The sequence below is a fragment of the Sphingomonas rhizophila genome (assembly GCF_014396585.1).
In the GTDB taxonomy this organism is placed as follows: Bacteria; Pseudomonadota; Alphaproteobacteria; order Sphingomonadales; family Sphingomonadaceae; genus Sphingomicrobium; species Sphingomicrobium rhizophilum.
Map to the genome: position 1 here is coordinate 494,389 of NZ_CP060717.1, position 14,535 is coordinate 508,923.

The following is a 14,535-nucleotide window of genomic DNA, read 5'->3' on the forward strand; positions in this document are numbered from 1 at the left end:
CGCTGGCGCGGTGGGGCAGGGGGCGCTAACAGGCGCGCCATGTCCCAAGCTTCCTTCCCGGCCCAGTCTTTTCCTGCAACGCGCATGCGGCGCGGCCGCTCCAGCCCCTGGATCCGCGAGATGCTGGCGGAACACCGGCTGCATCCCAGCGACCTCATCTGGCCGCTCTTCATCGCCGACGGCAAGGGCGCGGAGGAGCCGGTTGCCAGCCTTCCCGGCGTGTCGCGCTGGTCGGTCGACCGGCTTGCGGACCGCGCCCGCGAAGCGCACTCGCTGGGTATCCCGTGCCTCGCCCTGTTCCCCAACACGCCGCCCGCTTTGCGCAGCGAGCGTGCCGAGGAAGCGCTCAACCGCGACAACCTCGTCTGTCGCGCCATCCGCGCCATCAAGGACGCGGTGCCGGACATCGGAGTACTGACCGACGTCGCGCTCGACCCTTATACCGCTCATGGCCATGACGGGCTGGTCGACGCGGCGGGCTATGTCCTCAATGACGAAACCACCGAGATCCTGACCGGCCAGGCGCTGGTCCAGGCCGAGGCGGGGGCCGACATCGTCGCCCCGTCGGACATGATGGACGGGCGTGTCGGTGCGATCCGCGAGGCGCTGGAAGCGGGCGGCCATCGCAACGTCGCGATCATGGCCTACGCCGCCAAATACGCCTCCGCCTTCTATGGCCCGTTCCGCGACGCTGTCGGCTCGCGCGGCCTGCTGAAAGGCGACAAGCGGGGGTACCAGATGGACCCGGCCAACGGCGGCGAGGCGCTGCGCGAAGTCGCGCTCGACCTGGCCGAAGGCGCGGACATGGTGATGGTGAAGCCCGGCCTGCCCTACCTCGACGTCGTTGCCCGGGTGAAGGATGCGTTCGGGGTCCCGACCTTCGCCTACCAGGTGTCGGGCGAGTATGCGATGATCGAAGCCGCGGTCGCCGCCGGCGCCGGGGAGCGTGACGCGCTGATCCTCGAAACGCTGATGAGCTTCAAGCGGGCAGGCGCGACGGGCGTTTTGACCTACCACGCGCTCGACGCGGCGCGCCTCCTCCATGGCTAGCACGATCGTCGAAACCGGGCGGCTTCGGCTGCGCGAATGGGACAACGCCGACGAGGCCAGCTTCTACGCGGTGATGAATACGCCGGCGGTAATGCGGCACCTCGGCGGCGTGCAGACCCCCGACCAGTGGCACGCGGCCTACGAGCGGCTGCGCGGGTACCAGCGCGATTTCGGCTTCACCTTCTGGATCGTCGAACGGCTAGGCGATGGCGAACTGCAGGGCTTTTGCGGCCTGAAGCGGGTCAATTACGACGGCGCCCCCAATCCCGGCGAGTGCGAAATCGGCTGGCGCCTTCGCGAAAGCGCGTGGGGGCAGGGGATCGCCAAGGAAGCGGCCATCGCCACGCTCGACCTTGCCTTCGGCCGCTTCGCCGAACCGAGCGCGGTCGCACTGACGTTCGACGCCAACGGATCGAGCTGGGGGCTAATGGAGCGGCTGGGCATGACCTACGACCCTGCGCTCGATTTCGTCGATCCGCGATTCCCCGACGACATCGTCAAGCAGTGGCGGATGACCGCCGCCGACTGGCCGGCGGCACGCGCGGTGGCGCTCGCCTAGCCGCCGAGGCGCGCCGTCAGCTCGCTGATCACCGCGGCCTGCGCCTCGTCGATCGCGCTGACCCGTGCCGCCGCCTGCTCGATGGCGATCCGGTCGCCGGCGGGAAGGCCGCCCCGTTGCGCCAGCGCCTGCGCGCCGACCGCGTCGACGTCGCCCATCGCCCTGGTGACCGGCGCACGCGACTTGACCAGTGCAGACAGCGCCTGCTGCGCCACGATCCAGCTTTCGCTCTGCGGCGCACCGGCGGCGTTGGCGGCGTTGCGCGCGATGGCTGCCTGCGCGTCGAAGCCCGACCGGCCCGCCTCGGCGTCCGCCACCAGCCGTGCCAGCGTCGCCGCCAGTGCCGGCGACACCGGACCGGCCTTCTCCTCGGACGGGATCGGCAGGCGGGGGTCGATCGCCTCGGCCGCGCGCGGGGCCAGCCGGACGCTGGGGTCGGGCCCGCCGGTGCACGCGGCGACCGCGAGGGCGAGGGCTGCGAGGATCGGGAGCGCGCGAAGCATCATTGCGCCCGTCCTATGCGGCCCGCGCGGCGAGGGCAATCAGGCAGGAAAATCCCCCGCGGGGGTTGCGCCCCTCGAACCATCCCCCTATTGGCCTCCCCGGCACGCGCCCGTAGCTCAGCTGGATAGAGCATCAGACTACGAATCTGAGGGTCGGACGTTCGAATCGTTCCGGGCGCGCCATTTTCTTGATTGACCCACGTCCGGTGCCGGTTGCTGGCGGTCGCCCGTTCCCCGAGCGGCATATGCACGTCCTCCGCTCGTCGCGGCACCTTCCCAGCCCGACCAGTCCCATCAGAACTCTCGCCGCAACGCCAGCCAAGGCGAGGGCGTCTCTCCGGGTCCTTACGCTCCGTGAGCGGCGGGCTTTCACAAAGAGGAGCAGCGGCAAAATTTTGGGATGAGCCTGCGCACTTGATTAACGATCCCGGCCTAAGCGCGGCCCCGGCTCAATGTTGGCCGGGTAACGGGGAATGGAGATGAACGGGGTGGGTACGCGAGATCTTGGGAACCGGATTTCTTCTGGATGTGGTTCGTCGCCGTCAACGCGACGCTTCTGATCGGGATCATATGGGTCGGCGCTGTCGGGCTGTTTGCACCCGTCATCGGCATCGGTGGCGCGTTTCTGTCCCTTCTTTTCGCGAAGGCACTCGCAATCCGGGCGCATGGCATCAAGCTGATCGAGCCGATGAATCCACGTTCCGGTGCTGAGCGTGAATTGCTCGACATGATAACCGATCTTGCGGGTCGAGCAGGCCTTGAACACGTTCCGGCCGTTGGCGTCTACGCCAGCCCTGACCTGAATGCCTTTGCCACGGGGACCAACCAAAAGGGATCTTTGGTCGCCTTCACAGATCGATTGCTCGAAGAGCTGCCAGCCGAGGAAATCCGCGCTGTTGCCGCTCACGAGATTGCCCACATCGCCAACCGTGACATGCTGGCCATGGTGCTGCTGCAAGGCGCAATCAACTCGATCATCATCGCGATCGTGGTACCGATCAGCTTCATGCGCTTCTTCGTCGATAGCTCCGACAAGTATGGAGTGATGCTCGATGGCCTGCTTTGGCTCCTCAAGGCGGCGCTTGCGCTAGTGCTGACCTTTCTTGGGAGTCTGCTCGTAAAAGCCTTCTCAAGGCGGCGAGAGCTGCGTGCAGATGCGTTGGCTGCACGACTGTGCGGAAGCGGTTCAATGATCGCGGCACTGAAATCCATCGATCGAGATACTGCGATCATTCCGCGCGCGCAGCTCGGCTACGCTGCATTCAAGATTGCCGGCGGCTCTTCGTGGGGCGAGTGGTTCTCCACCCATCCAAGCATGGCACGCCGTATCGCCAACCTGGATTCGCTTCCCCATGGGCCGGTGGAAGGATGAGCTGTTTGTCGACGCCGCCTGACGTGGACCATCGTTGATCAGTTCAGCAGTGAGGGTGGGCTGCAGGCCCCCTCACTGCCCGCTAGGATTGGTGGTCGGGGTAAGTGGAAGATCGGTGGCATTACGATCCGCCTTGCCCGAGCCCCCTCAGTATTCTGCGAATCCAAGGGCAGCCGTTCGAATCGTTCCGGGCGCGCCATTTTCCCGATTCCACAACGAAAAACGGCCCTGGCGATGGCCGGGCCGTCGTGCCGTTCGCGGGTCTTGGGGAGCGCTCAGGCGCTCAGCGCGACCGGGACGGAATTGGCGATGGTCGAACCGGCCGCTGCCAAGGCGCGCTCGGCGAAGTCTTCGGCGAGCTTCTTGTGCCATTCACGGGCCTGCGGAGTCATGGAGCGCATCGCGGCGGTGCGTTCTTCCGCCGCCCGGCGAAGATAAAAGCGCTGGTTCGATTCCATCCTGTCGCACTCCCCCACAGCCTTGTCGGCATCGCAACAATGCCTGTGGACTGGTAAATCGAACGTTAAAGCGCTCGGCGCCCCCACGACGCTGAATTCACAGGGGAAATGTGCCAAAAGACCGATACGGGAGCGAATCGGTTCAACGCAGCGACAAAACGCCTTGCCGACAATCCGATTATTTTACGTCCGTTGAACGCCAAACCTTTCCGGTCTTGTAGGATCACTGCTTAACCCTTTGAAAAGCACGATCAGGCCATTATTTCAGGTGTCATGAAAGTCGCATCGATCCTGACCGCGCTGGCACTGCTGGTGACGACGCCCACCGCCGCCATTGCCGGCGCCAACGGCTTCACTCTGGTCAACCAGTCGGGAAGCGGCATCACCTCGTTGTCGATCCGCCGAACGGGCACGCAGGCGTGGCAGCCGGTCGGCAACGCGCTGTCGCTGGGTGCGCGCAGCAAGGTTGCCTTCGCCGACGAGGATTGTGCGTTCGACATTCGCGCGACGCTCGCCGGCGACGGCGAGGCGATCTGGCGAGGCGTCAATCTCTGCGAGGTGACGAACGTGACCCTGCAGCGTAACGCAGCGGGCGCGACCTGGGTCGAGTATGATTGAACGCACGCCGGCGTGGCCGCGCCGGCATTGAACGTGCGGCCAGTCGCTTCGCCGTCGCCGCTTCCAGCGCCTGTTCGGCCCGCACCGCATCGAGGATCTTGGCGCCGGCGATAAACACCACGCCGGTGCACAGCACCGCGAACACCATTCCGGGCCAGCCGGGCAGCATGTTCATGTAGTGAAGGCCGCGCTCGGCCGCGCCGACGGCAATCGCGTAGATGACGAGAAAAGCCTCGAACCGCGTCTTGACGGTGAACAGTCTGGCGACGCGGCTACGCATGCTCATGGTAAAGCAAACGTTATGCCAATGGCGGAGTTCCGCCAATTCGTCGTTAAGACTGATCGTTTACTGTCAATTAACCCGACATTTTTACCGGGCGTTGACCAGCTCGGGCAGGGACAGGGCGTCGAGCAAAGCCGCGCGGGCACGCTCGATGTCGGCGATGAGGGACGCTTTCTGAAGGTCGGCGACCTCGATCGCCACCGGCCAGTGCGACCCGATGACATCCGCCAGCCGGTCGAGCTTGGCATCGTCGACCAGGAAACGCGGATCGACATCGGCGGGATCGCAGGCGACGCGGAGCCGCAGGCACGCCGGGCCGCCGCCATTGGCCATCGACTGGCGCACGTCGACGAACTCGACCCGGCGGATGGCACCGTTGGAGGCGAGGTGGCGGTCGATCCACGCCTTGACGCTCGGCGTGTCGCTGCACTCGGTCGGCGCCACCAGCGTCATCGCGCCATCGGGCGGAGTCACCAGCTGGGCGTTGAACAAATAGCTCTTGATCGCATCGGCCAGCGGGACCTCGGCGTCGGCGACCTCGACCAGCTCGAACCCCGGAACCTTGGTCGACAATTCGTCGACCAGCGCGCCGACGTCGGCGAAGGCGCGTTCGTGCGCGAACAGCACGGGGCCGTTGGCGACCGCGACGACGTCGTTGTGGAAGGCGCCGGCGGCAATCGCTTCCTCGCTCTGCGCGGCGAAGATGGTGCGGGCCGGGTCGAGCCCGTGGAGCCGAGCGACCGCGCGCGACGCCTCGACATGCTGGCGGGCAGGGAAGGGACCGCCGGACACGCCGTAGACGAACACCTCGACCCCCGGCGCATCGTGTGACGGCGTCAGGCGCATGTGGTTGGCCGCGCCCTCGTCGCCGAACGCGGGCGGGACGGGGCCGTGGACCGCGAAGGCATCGCTCGCGAAAATGGTGCTGAGCTGCGCCAGCGTCGCCGGCCATTCGTGACTGCGATGCGGCATCGATTTCAGGTTGGCGACGGTCAGGTGGCAGCGGCCGTCGGCGGTGTCGGGCGCGGGGCTGACCGTGGCCGCATTGGCCGCCCACATCGCCGACGCGCTCATCGCATTGGCGGCAAGGACCCGGTCCGCATCCTCGATGGTCGTTCCCAGCGCCGACAGCCAGCCGCGCGCCGGGCGCGGCGGCGGGACGAACAGGCCCTGGACCAGGCCCAGCGCCAGGTTGGCCCGCATCTTGTCGAGACCCTGCAGCGCGGCGGCGCGCGGCTGTGACACCTCGCCGGCATTGCGGGCGGAGGCGAGGTTGCCGAAGCTCAGGCCCGTGTAATTGTGGCTCGGCCCGACAAGCCCGTCGAAGTTGATTTCCCGGATCATCCGCGCGGCACCGACAGGACGCGGTCGCCGCTTTCCAGCTTCAGCCGGTCGAACGCTTCCTGGTCGATCAGCAGTTCGCCGCCGCCGGTCATCGTCACCTGGCCGTAGCAGCACAGGAAATTGTCGAGCATGCCGGTCGCCAGCATTCGTGTTTCAGCCTTCTCGGGATTGCCCTCGATCGGTCCCGCGACGCGCAGCCAATCGGCGGTGCGGATCGTCTTGATCTGGTCGGTTGCGGCGGTGACCGTCGGGCCGCCATCGAAAATGTCGATGTAGCAGTCCCAGACGAAACCCTCATTTTCGAGCATCTTGAGCGCCGCGCGCCCGGTCGGGTGCGGCTGGCCGATCACCGCCCGGGCGCTTTCGGGCAGCATGTTCACATAGACCGGCGCGTTGGGCATCAGGTCGGCGATGAACTGGGTGCCGTGAACGGCGTTGAATTCGTCGGCTTCGGGGAAGGTCATGCCGAAGAAGCGCCCGGCCAGCGCGTCCCAGAAGGGCGAGTGGCCGGCCTGGTCCATCACCCCGCGAAGCTCGGCAAGGACCCGGTTCCCGAACCGCGGCCGGTGCTGCTTGATGAACAGGTAGCGCGATCGCGCCAGCAGCATGCCAAGCCCGCCGGCGCGCTCGTGCGGGTGAAGGAAGAGGCCGCCGACCTCGCTCGACCCTTCAAGGTCGGTGCACAGGCTGAGCGTCTGGTTGCGGAAGATGCGGCCCAGTTCCTCGCTCTTCTGGGTCAGCGTGGACAAGCGATAGCTGTAGAAAGGGCGGTCGGCGCCCACCTCGCCGAACACCTGGCAGGTGCCGCGGATCGCGCCGGTGCGGGTGTCTTCCAGCACGAACACGTACAGGTCGTCGCCCTGGTTCTGGCCTTCCCGCGCGAAGCCCTCGGCGCTCTTGGCCAGCTTGCGTTCCAGCGTGCCCTTGTCGGCCGGCAGGTTGGTGAACCCGCCGCCGGTCAGCTTGCTGAGGTCATAGAGCGCGGTGAGGTCGTCGGTCGTCGCGGCGCGGATCAGGTGGGTCACGCGGCGCCTCCCGCCAGTCGCAGGATCGTCAGCGCGGACAGGGCGGATCGTTCGGCCAGGCTCTCGGCGATCAGATATTCCTCCATCGAATGAATCTTGCCGCCGCGCACCCCCATCGTGTCGATCACGGGACGCCGCAGGCGGCGATGTTGTTGCCGTCGCACACCCCGCCCGACGGCTGCCAGGCAATGGGCTGGCCAAGGTCGGTGCCGGCCCGCTTGACGACGCCGAACAGCGCCTCGAGTTCGGGCGTCATCGGTTTGGGCGGGCGGGCGAAGTGGCCGTGGACGTCGATCGCCACGTCATGTTCCGACGCGACCAGCGCCACCGCCCCCTCGATCAGGCTTTGCGCCCGCGCCTGATCGTCCAGGGTCGCGGGCCGCATGTTGACGCGCAGGATGGCTAGGTCGGGAACGACATTGTTGGGGCTGCCGCCATCGATCCGCGCGGCATTGACCGACAGGCGCGGTCCCTTGGCCTTGTCCAGACGCAGGGCGAGGTCCGCGGCCGCGACCAGCGCGTTCCGGCCGTCCTCCGGATTGCGCCCGGCATGGGCCGACCGGCCGCGAATGGTGAAGCTGAAATTGCCGCTGCCGGGACGCGCGCCGGCCAGCGTGCCGTCTGGCAGGGCCGATGGCTCATAGGTCAGCGCGGCGCGCTTGCCGCGCGCGGCCTCGGCGATCAGCGCCGCGGAGCCGAGCGAACCGACTTCCTCGTCGCTGTTGATCACGATTTCGTAGCCGAGCTGGTGCTGGCCAGCCGCCTCGACCGCGGTCAGCGCGGCGAGCATGACGGCGATTCCGCCTTTCATGTCGGCAACGCCGGGGCCGCCCAGCGTTCGCTCGTCCAACCAGGTCAGATCCTGGAACGGGTGGTCGGCGGCAAACACCGTGTCCATGTGGCCCGTGAACAGCAATTGCAGGGGCGCGTCGGGGCGGACCCGGACGTGGAGGTTGCGGCCATGCGCCAGTTCGAACCGCTGGCCGTTCTCGTCGACCGCCTCGACCGGCGCCGGATCGACGAAACGAACCTCGCCGGGAAGGTTGGCGAAGGCATCGGCCAGCATCCCGCCGACCTCGGCCAGCCCGCCAAGGTTGCGCGAGCCGCTGTTGACCGCCGCCCATGCCTCGACGCGGTCCAGCATCTGCTCCGCGGCCGCGCGCTCGACACAAGCCCGTTCGATATTGGTCAGCCCCTCCATGGCGCGCTGCCTAGCGCGGCACGGGCTTCAAAGCCAGTCGGAGAAGCCGTCGACGATCCGGCGGTACATGTCGCGCTTGAAGGGGACGATGAGGTCGGGGAGGCGCGCCGGCTCGACCCATTGCCAGGCGTTGAATTCGGGTTCTTGGGTGGCGATGTCGATGTCGCTGTCGTCGCCCAGGAAACGTGCCAGGTACCAATCCTGGATCTGCCCCTTCCACTTACCGCCCCACAGGCGGGAGGCGATGGCGTCGGGAATGTCATAGCGAAGCTGTTCGGGGTGGCAGGCGACCTGCTCGACCAGCTTCTTGCGGATGCCGGTTTCTTCCTTGAGTTCGCGCAGTGCCCCGGCCCAGCTTTCCTCGCCGTCGTCGAGGCCGCCTTGCGGCATTTGCCAGGCTTCGTCGGTGTTATCGATACGCTGGCCAACCCATACCAACTTGTCGGCATTGATCAGCATCACGCCGACCCCGCGGCGATAGAGGTTTTCTTGATTCATTCGTGCTCCGTCGCAGTCGGCTCGACCGGCTATAGCGTGCCGTCGCGGTTCGGCACCATCCCGGGCGGAACGTCGAATTAGGCGCAACGAAATGGCTCACCCCTGTCTCGAATCGAGACATGCAACCCTTAAGTCGCGAGAACTATGACCCTATTCGCTGAGCGCGCCGCGCACGGAATTTGGCGCCGCAAACATTGATTATGGTTAACTCTCCATTTATCCTATTCCAATGAGTCGATGATGACCCCGGCGAACCGGCCGGACAGGAAATCGGCTCCGCCAAGGGGTCTTGAGATGCGGATTTTCCTTCCTTTCGCCGCCGCCGCCGTTGCTTGCCTTGCAAGCCCGGCCACGGCGCAGACGCTGGATTTCGAAGGCATCGCGAACAGCACGCCGGTCGCATCATATTATGCACCGAACTACATTTTTTCGCCCGCGACCCTGGCTCTCGTCGATGAAGATGCCGGCGGGACGGGCAACTTCGCCAACGAACCCAGCGCGAATACGATCATGTTCTTCCTCGACACGAACAATGCGATCCTCGATGTGACCAACGGGTTCACGACGGGGTTCAGCTTCTTTTATACCTCGTCGACCGCGGCGACGATCAACGTTTACGATGGCTTGGGCGGAACCGGGAATATCCTCGCCACGCTCGGGGTGACCGCGCAGCATACCAATAATTGTGTCGGCGATCCGACCGGAACCTTCTGCAATTGGACGGCGGTGGGGGTCACCTTCGCCGGGACGGCCTATTCGATCGATTTCGGTGGCACGGCCGGTCAGACCGGATACGACAACATCACCTTTGGCTCGGCAACTCCAGGCGGCGCGGTTCCCGAACCGGGCACCTGGGCGATGATGCTGATGGGTTTCGGCGCTGTCGGGTTTGCGATGCGTCGCCGCCGCTCGACGTCCGGAGCGCTCCAGGCCGCCTGATCACAGTGTAGGGGGCAGAAGGTCAAAATCGGTCCGGCCGCGTGGCCGGGCCGATTTTCCTTTGTGCGCGATGCGGGGCTGACATCACCACTGGCGGTTGGCGTCCCGCAGTCGTAAAGAAGGCGGCAAGCAGTTCACCACAGGACAAGCGTTCATGGCCTCGGCCACCCATTTTACGACTCTCGAAGAATCCGAAGCTCACCCGCCGCTGGAGGCGATGGTCGTCCGGTTCGCCGGCGACAGCGGCGACGGCATGCAGTTGACCGGCGGGCAGTTCACCCTGTCGACCGCGCTGGCCGGCAACGATCTTGCGACCTTCCCCGACTTTCCCGCCGAAATCCGCGCGCCGCAGGGCACGACGTTCGGTGTCTCCGCCTTCCAGATCAATTTCGGATCGACCGCGATCGAGACCGCGGGCGACGCCCCCGACGTGCTGATCGCGATGAACCCGGCGGCGCTGAAGGTGAACGTCAAGTCGCTGCGTGACGGCGGGCTGATCATCGCCGACGAGGGCGAGTTCACCGCGCGCAACCTCGCGAAGGCGGGGTATGACTCGAACCCGCTGGAGGACGACAGCCTTGCCCGCTGGCAGCTGGTCAAGTTCAACATCTCGCAACTGACGCTCGACAGCGTGAAGCCGTTCGGCCTTGGCAACAAGGAAGCGCTGCGCTGCAAGAACATGTGGACGCTGGGCCTGGCGCTGTGGATGTTCGACCGCGAGCGCGGGCCGATCGTCGATTGGCTCAACACCAAGTTCGCCAAGAAGCCGGAGCTGGCCGAGGCCAATATCGCCGCGCTGAACGCCGGCCATGCCTATGGCGAGACGGTGGAGATCGGCGCGCAGGTCCGCCGCCACCACATCGACGCGGCGCCGGCCGAACCGGGCCTCTACCGCACCGTCACTGGCGCCGAGGCGATTTCGGTCGGCCTGGTCGCGGGCGCGCAGCTGGCCGGCCTGCCGATGTTCTTCGGCGGTTATCCGATCACCCCGGCGTCGGCCATCCTGCATCACCTGTCGCGCCTCAAGGAATATGGCATCACCACCTTCCAGGCGGAGGACGAGATCGCGGCGATCTGCTCCGCGATCGGCGCCAGCTACGCCGGGCAGTTGGGGGTCACCTCCTCGTCGGGTCCGGGGATCGCGCTGAAGGGCGAGGCGATGGGCCTCGCCTTCATCACCGAACTGCCGCTGGTCATCGTCAATTCGCAGCGCGGCGGCCCGTCCACCGGCCTGCCGACCAAGACCGAACAGTCGGACCTGTACCAGGCGGTCTACGGCCGCAACGGCGATGCGCCGATCCCGGTGGTCGCCGCGCGATCGCCCGCCGACGCGTTCGATTGCGCGATCGAGGCGTGCCGTATCGCCACCCGCTACATGACGCCGGTGATGCTGCTGACCGACGGCTACATCGCCAATGCGGCGGAGCCGTGGAAGGTGCCGGACATGGCCGATTACGCGCCGTTCCCGGTCGCCTTCGCGCCGCCGGCTGCCAACGACGATCCGGTCCAGCCGTTCGCCCGCAACGGCGATGGCGCGCGTCCGTGGATCAAGCCCGGCACCGTCGGGCTGGAACATCGCATCGGCGGGATCGAAAAGGCGCCGGGATCGGGCGCGATCGACTATTCGCCGGAAGCGCACGCGCAGATGACCCGCGAACGGCTGGGCAAGGTTGCCGGCATCGCCGACAGCATCCCCGACCAGGACGTGGCGCTGGGCGAGGCGAGCGGCAAGCTGGCGGTGGTCGGCTGGGGCTCGACGTTCGGCCCGATCCACCAGGCGGTGCGCCGTGCCCGCCGCAAGGGCCAGGACGTCGCCCACATCCACATCCGCCACATCGTGCCGTTCCCGAAGAACCTCGGCAAGCTGCTGAAGGGCTATGACCGGATCATCGTCCCGGAAATGAATTCGGGCCAGCTCAAGACCATCCTTCGCGACCAGTTCCTGGTCGACGCACGCCCGCTCAACAAGGTCAGCGGCCAGCCATTCCGCATCGCCGAGATCGAAACCGCGATCGACGAGGCGCTGGCCGGGCAGGATCCCCATCCGCTCGGCGCCGACGCGACCCAGCTGCCCGAACCCGAATCCGGTTTCGATCCGGGCAGGCAGGCGAACTGACCATGGCCTACACGCCGCGCAACCCGAACACGCCGCCCAAGCGAGAGCCGGCTCCCAAGCCGATCAATCCCTTCCCGCTGATCGCCCTGCTGGTGGTGGTCGTTTTCATGATCCTTTGGTTTGGTGGCTACGTCTGACATGAACGAAATCACGAAAATCACCACGGCGAAGGACTGGGCGTCCGACCAGGAGGTCCGCTGGTGTCCCGGCTGCGGCGATTATGCCGTGCTGAAGGCGGTGCAGCGGACGATGCCCGACCTTGGCGTCGCGCGCGAAAAGACCGTGTTCATCAGCGGCATCGGCTGCTCCAGCCGCTTTCCCTATTACATGGCGGCCTACGGCTTCCACACCATCCACGGCCGTGCCTGCGCGGTGGCGACCGGGACCAAGCTCGCCAACCCCGAACTCGATGTATGGATCATCACCGGCGACGGCGACGCGCTGTCCATCGGCGGCAACCACACCATGCACCTGCTGCGCCGCAACCTCGATTGCCAGCTGCTGTTGTTCAACAACGAGATCTACGGCCTGACCAAGGGCCAATATTCGCCCACCAGCCGCATCGGCACGCGCAGCCCGTCGACCCCGTTCGGATCGGTCGACCGGCCCGCCAATCCTTGCGCCTTCGCGCTGGGCAGTGGCGCGCGCTTCGTGGCCCGCGGGATCGACGTTCACAAGAACCTCGTCGACGTGCTGAAGGCGGCGCACGCGCACCGCGGCGCCAGCTTCGTGGAAATCTTCCAGAACTGCGTCGTCTACAACGACGACGTGTTCGCGCCGTTCACCGACAAGGGCGTGGCGGCGGAAAAGCAGCTGTGGCTGCAGGCGGGCGAAAAGATGCTGTTCGCCAACGGCACCAAGGGCATCGCGCTCGACACCGAGCGGCTGATGCTGAAGGTCGTCGATGGCGACAACGACGAGGTCATCGTCCACAATCCGCGCAATCGCGCGGTGGCGCATATGCTGGTCGAAATGCCGGCGGCATCCTTCCCGGTCGCGCTGGGCGTGATCTACGAGGATCCGGCACCGACGTTCGACAGCGCGGTGGTCGAACAGAACGCCGCCGCCGCGGCGGGCAAGACGCCCAACCTCCAGAAACTCGTCAGCCAGGGCCAGACCTGGCAGGTCGAGAAGGAGCCTCGCGCCGAATGATCGCCCTGTTCGCGTTGCTTGTCGCGGCCCAGGCCGTGGCGCCCCAGCCCGTCACCGTCGTCCGAACCCCGCCCGTGGTCGCCGTCCCGGCCGATCCGCTCGCCGGCATGACAGCGGCGGGCCGCGCGCTGGTCACCGCCCAGTTGCCGGTGCAGCGCGCTCTCAAGGAAGCCGATGCGCAAGCGATCGCCGCCGCGCACCAGCAGGTGGTCGCCGTCCTCGCCAGGCGGCCGATGGACCTTGCCGCGCTTCGCACCGCGCTCGCCGCGCGCGATGCCGCGGTCGACACGGCGCGCCGTGCCCAGTCGCAGCGGGCGATCGACCTGATGGCGAAGCTGGTCGAAGCCGACCGCCAGATCGTTGCCCGCGCCCTGCTTGCCGACGGCGCCGCGACACCGGCCGCCGCCCGCTAATCCCGCTTGGACAATTTCACCCACTCGCTCGCCGGCTGGGCGCTGGGGCAGGCCGGCCTCAAGACCAAGACCCGCAAGGGCCTTGCCGCGCTGATCCTCGGCGCGAACATGCCCGACCTCGACGTGTTCGTATCCGGCGGCTTCCCGTGGGAGCCGCTGGCGATTCACCGGGGCTTCACCCATTCGCTGATCGGCGGGATCATCGTCCTTCCGCCGGTCCTGTTCGGCTTCCTGATGTTGCTCGACCGCTGGCAGGAACGGCGCGGCAAGCCGTTCAAGAGCGGCCTGGCATTGCATAAGGGCTGGCTGCTCGCGCTGTGCAACCTCGGTGTGCTGACCCACCCGCTGCTCGACCTCCAGACGACCTACGCGGTGCAGCTGTTCACGCCGTTCTCGGGCGAATGGTGGCACAGCGACACGCTGTTCATCATCGACGTCTGGGTCTGGACCTTGCTCGCCGGCAGCATCGCCTGGTCCCGCTGGCGCGAAAAGCGCGGGCGTGAGTGGAAGCGGCCGGTGCAGGCGGCGATCGGCATTTTCCTCGCCTACCTGGGTCTCAATTCGGCGATCACCGTCTCGGCGGTGAACAGTTTGCCGGAAGTGGCGACCTGCGATGCGCCGACCATTGCCTTCGCCAGCCCGCCGCCGGCGTGGTCGTGGCGGCGGGATGTCGCGTGGCGCTACGCCAGCGCGAGGCCGCCCGAATCGTGGTTCGTCTACAACCGCGCTCACTACGCGCCCTTTTCGGGCTGGTCGAAGCGGGAGGCCGAATGCTCGGGCCGTCCCGACCATATGGCCGATCCCGTCGTGCAAAAGGCGATCCGCAACGACCCGTCGCTCAAGCGCTTCCTCGCCTGGTCGGTGATGCCGGTCGCCAGCATCGAGCGCGGCCGCTGCGAAGCGCGGGTGACGATTGCCGACTATCGTTACGGCGATCCCGATCGTGGCACGTCGCGGATCAACCGCGAAACGGTCGTGCCAATCGCCGGACCAGGTTGCTAAGC

At 66.6% G+C, this 14,535-nt stretch carries 16 protein-coding genes, 1 tRNA gene and 1 pseudogene; 11 read left to right on the forward strand and 7 right to left on the reverse strand.

From position 1 onward, the window contains the following. The first annotated feature begins 39 nt into the window (after positions 1–39). Positions 40–1,050: a porphobilinogen synthase gene (gene hemB / locus H9L12_RS02360; protein ID WP_187542460.1), complete on the forward strand. Its 1,011-nt coding sequence runs from the start codon at positions 40–42 to the stop codon at positions 1,048–1,050. Next, positions 1,043–1,609: a GNAT family N-acetyltransferase gene (locus H9L12_RS02365; protein WP_187542461.1), complete on the forward strand. Its 567-nt coding sequence runs from the start codon at positions 1,043–1,045 to the stop codon at positions 1,607–1,609. The genes hemB and H9L12_RS02365 overlap by 8 nt, the downstream gene beginning before the upstream one ends. Here the strand turns inward: H9L12_RS02365 and H9L12_RS02370 are convergent. Beyond that, on the reverse strand, positions 1,606–2,115 hold the full coding sequence (locus tag H9L12_RS02370; protein ID WP_187542462.1) for a hypothetical protein: 510 nt from the start codon (positions 2,113–2,115) through the stop codon (positions 1,606–1,608). The genes H9L12_RS02365 and H9L12_RS02370 overlap by 4 nt on opposite strands. 103 nt (positions 2,116–2,218) lie before the next feature. On the opposite strand from H9L12_RS02370, the gene H9L12_RS02375 reads away from it, so the two are divergent. Then, a tRNA-Arg gene (locus H9L12_RS02375) sits at positions 2,219–2,295 on the forward strand. Positions 2,296–2,638: 343 nt separating this feature from the next. Then, a complete protein-coding gene (locus H9L12_RS02380) occupies positions 2,639–3,484 on the forward strand; it encodes a zinc metalloprotease HtpX (protein WP_187542463.1) in 846 nt (281 codons plus the stop codon). Between the two features lie 275 nt (positions 3,485–3,759). Here the strand turns inward: H9L12_RS02380 and H9L12_RS02385 are convergent, their stop codons facing one another. Continuing rightward, positions 3,760–3,942 carry a hypothetical protein gene (locus H9L12_RS02385; protein ID WP_187542464.1) on the reverse strand — a complete coding sequence of 61 codons (183 nt, stop codon included), beginning with the start codon at positions 3,940–3,942 and terminating at the stop codon, positions 3,760–3,762. 273 nt (positions 3,943–4,215) lie between these two features. On the opposite strand from H9L12_RS02385, the gene H9L12_RS02390 reads away from it, so the two are divergent. Next, positions 4,216–4,560: a hypothetical protein gene (locus H9L12_RS02390; RefSeq protein WP_187542465.1), complete on the forward strand. Its 345-nt coding sequence runs from the start codon at positions 4,216–4,218 to the stop codon at positions 4,558–4,560. Here the strand turns inward: H9L12_RS02390 and H9L12_RS14045 are convergent. The 5 genes and pseudogenes from H9L12_RS14045 to H9L12_RS02415 form a co-directional block, all read right to left on the reverse strand. Continuing rightward, positions 4,487–4,846, reverse strand: coding sequence for a hypothetical protein (locus H9L12_RS14045; protein ID WP_343060454.1), 360 nt, complete (start codon positions 4,844–4,846; stop codon positions 4,487–4,489). The genes H9L12_RS02390 and H9L12_RS14045 overlap by 74 nt on opposite strands. Before the next feature lie 84 nt (positions 4,847–4,930). Further along, complete coding sequence (locus H9L12_RS02400; protein ID WP_187542466.1) at positions 4,931–6,187, reverse strand: N-succinylarginine dihydrolase; 1,257 nt, start codon at positions 6,185–6,187, stop codon at positions 4,931–4,933. Beyond that, positions 6,184–7,212, reverse strand: coding sequence for an arginine N-succinyltransferase (locus tag H9L12_RS02405; protein WP_187542467.1), 1,029 nt, complete (start codon positions 7,210–7,212; stop codon positions 6,184–6,186). The genes H9L12_RS02400 and H9L12_RS02405 overlap by 4 nt, the downstream gene beginning before the upstream one ends. Then, positions 7,209–8,413: pseudogene (locus tag H9L12_RS02410) on the reverse strand (hydrolase). Before H9L12_RS02410 ends, H9L12_RS02405 begins: the two are co-directional and overlap by 4 nt. 27 nt (positions 8,414–8,440) lie before the next feature. After that, positions 8,441–8,911, reverse strand: a complete 471-nt coding sequence (locus H9L12_RS02415) for an RNA pyrophosphohydrolase (RefSeq protein WP_187542468.1) — start codon at positions 8,909–8,911, stop codon at positions 8,441–8,443. A gap of 294 nt (positions 8,912–9,205) precedes the next feature. Between H9L12_RS02415 and H9L12_RS02420 the strand changes: the two genes are divergently transcribed. From H9L12_RS02420 to H9L12_RS02440, 6 genes are all read left to right on the forward strand, one after another. Further along, entirely contained in the window at positions 9,206–9,850 is a 645-nt protein-coding gene (locus tag H9L12_RS02420; RefSeq protein WP_187542469.1) for a PEPxxWA-CTERM sorting domain-containing protein, read from the forward strand. Between the two features lie 154 nt (positions 9,851–10,004). After that, entirely contained in the window at positions 10,005–11,966 is a 1,962-nt protein-coding gene (locus H9L12_RS02425) for a 2-oxoacid:acceptor oxidoreductase subunit alpha (protein WP_187542470.1), read from the forward strand. A 2-nt stretch (positions 11,967–11,968) separates the two neighbouring features. Then, positions 11,969–12,103, forward strand: coding sequence for a hypothetical protein (locus tag H9L12_RS13865; protein ID WP_281399794.1), 135 nt, complete (start codon positions 11,969–11,971; stop codon positions 12,101–12,103). A gap of 1 nt (position 12,104) precedes the next feature. Continuing rightward, positions 12,105–13,118 carry a 2-oxoacid:ferredoxin oxidoreductase subunit beta gene (locus tag H9L12_RS02430; RefSeq protein WP_187542471.1) on the forward strand — a complete coding sequence of 338 codons (1,014 nt, stop codon included), beginning with the start codon at positions 12,105–12,107 and terminating at the stop codon, positions 13,116–13,118. Beyond that, a complete protein-coding gene (locus H9L12_RS02435; RefSeq protein ID WP_187542472.1) occupies positions 13,115–13,531 on the forward strand; it encodes a hypothetical protein in 417 nt (138 codons plus the stop codon). The genes H9L12_RS02430 and H9L12_RS02435 overlap by 4 nt, the downstream gene beginning before the upstream one ends. A 6-nt stretch (positions 13,532–13,537) precedes the next feature. Next, complete coding sequence (locus H9L12_RS02440) at positions 13,538–14,533, forward strand: metal-dependent hydrolase (protein WP_187542473.1); 996 nt, start codon at positions 13,538–13,540, stop codon at positions 14,531–14,533. Positions 14,534–14,535: the final 2 nt, after the last annotated feature.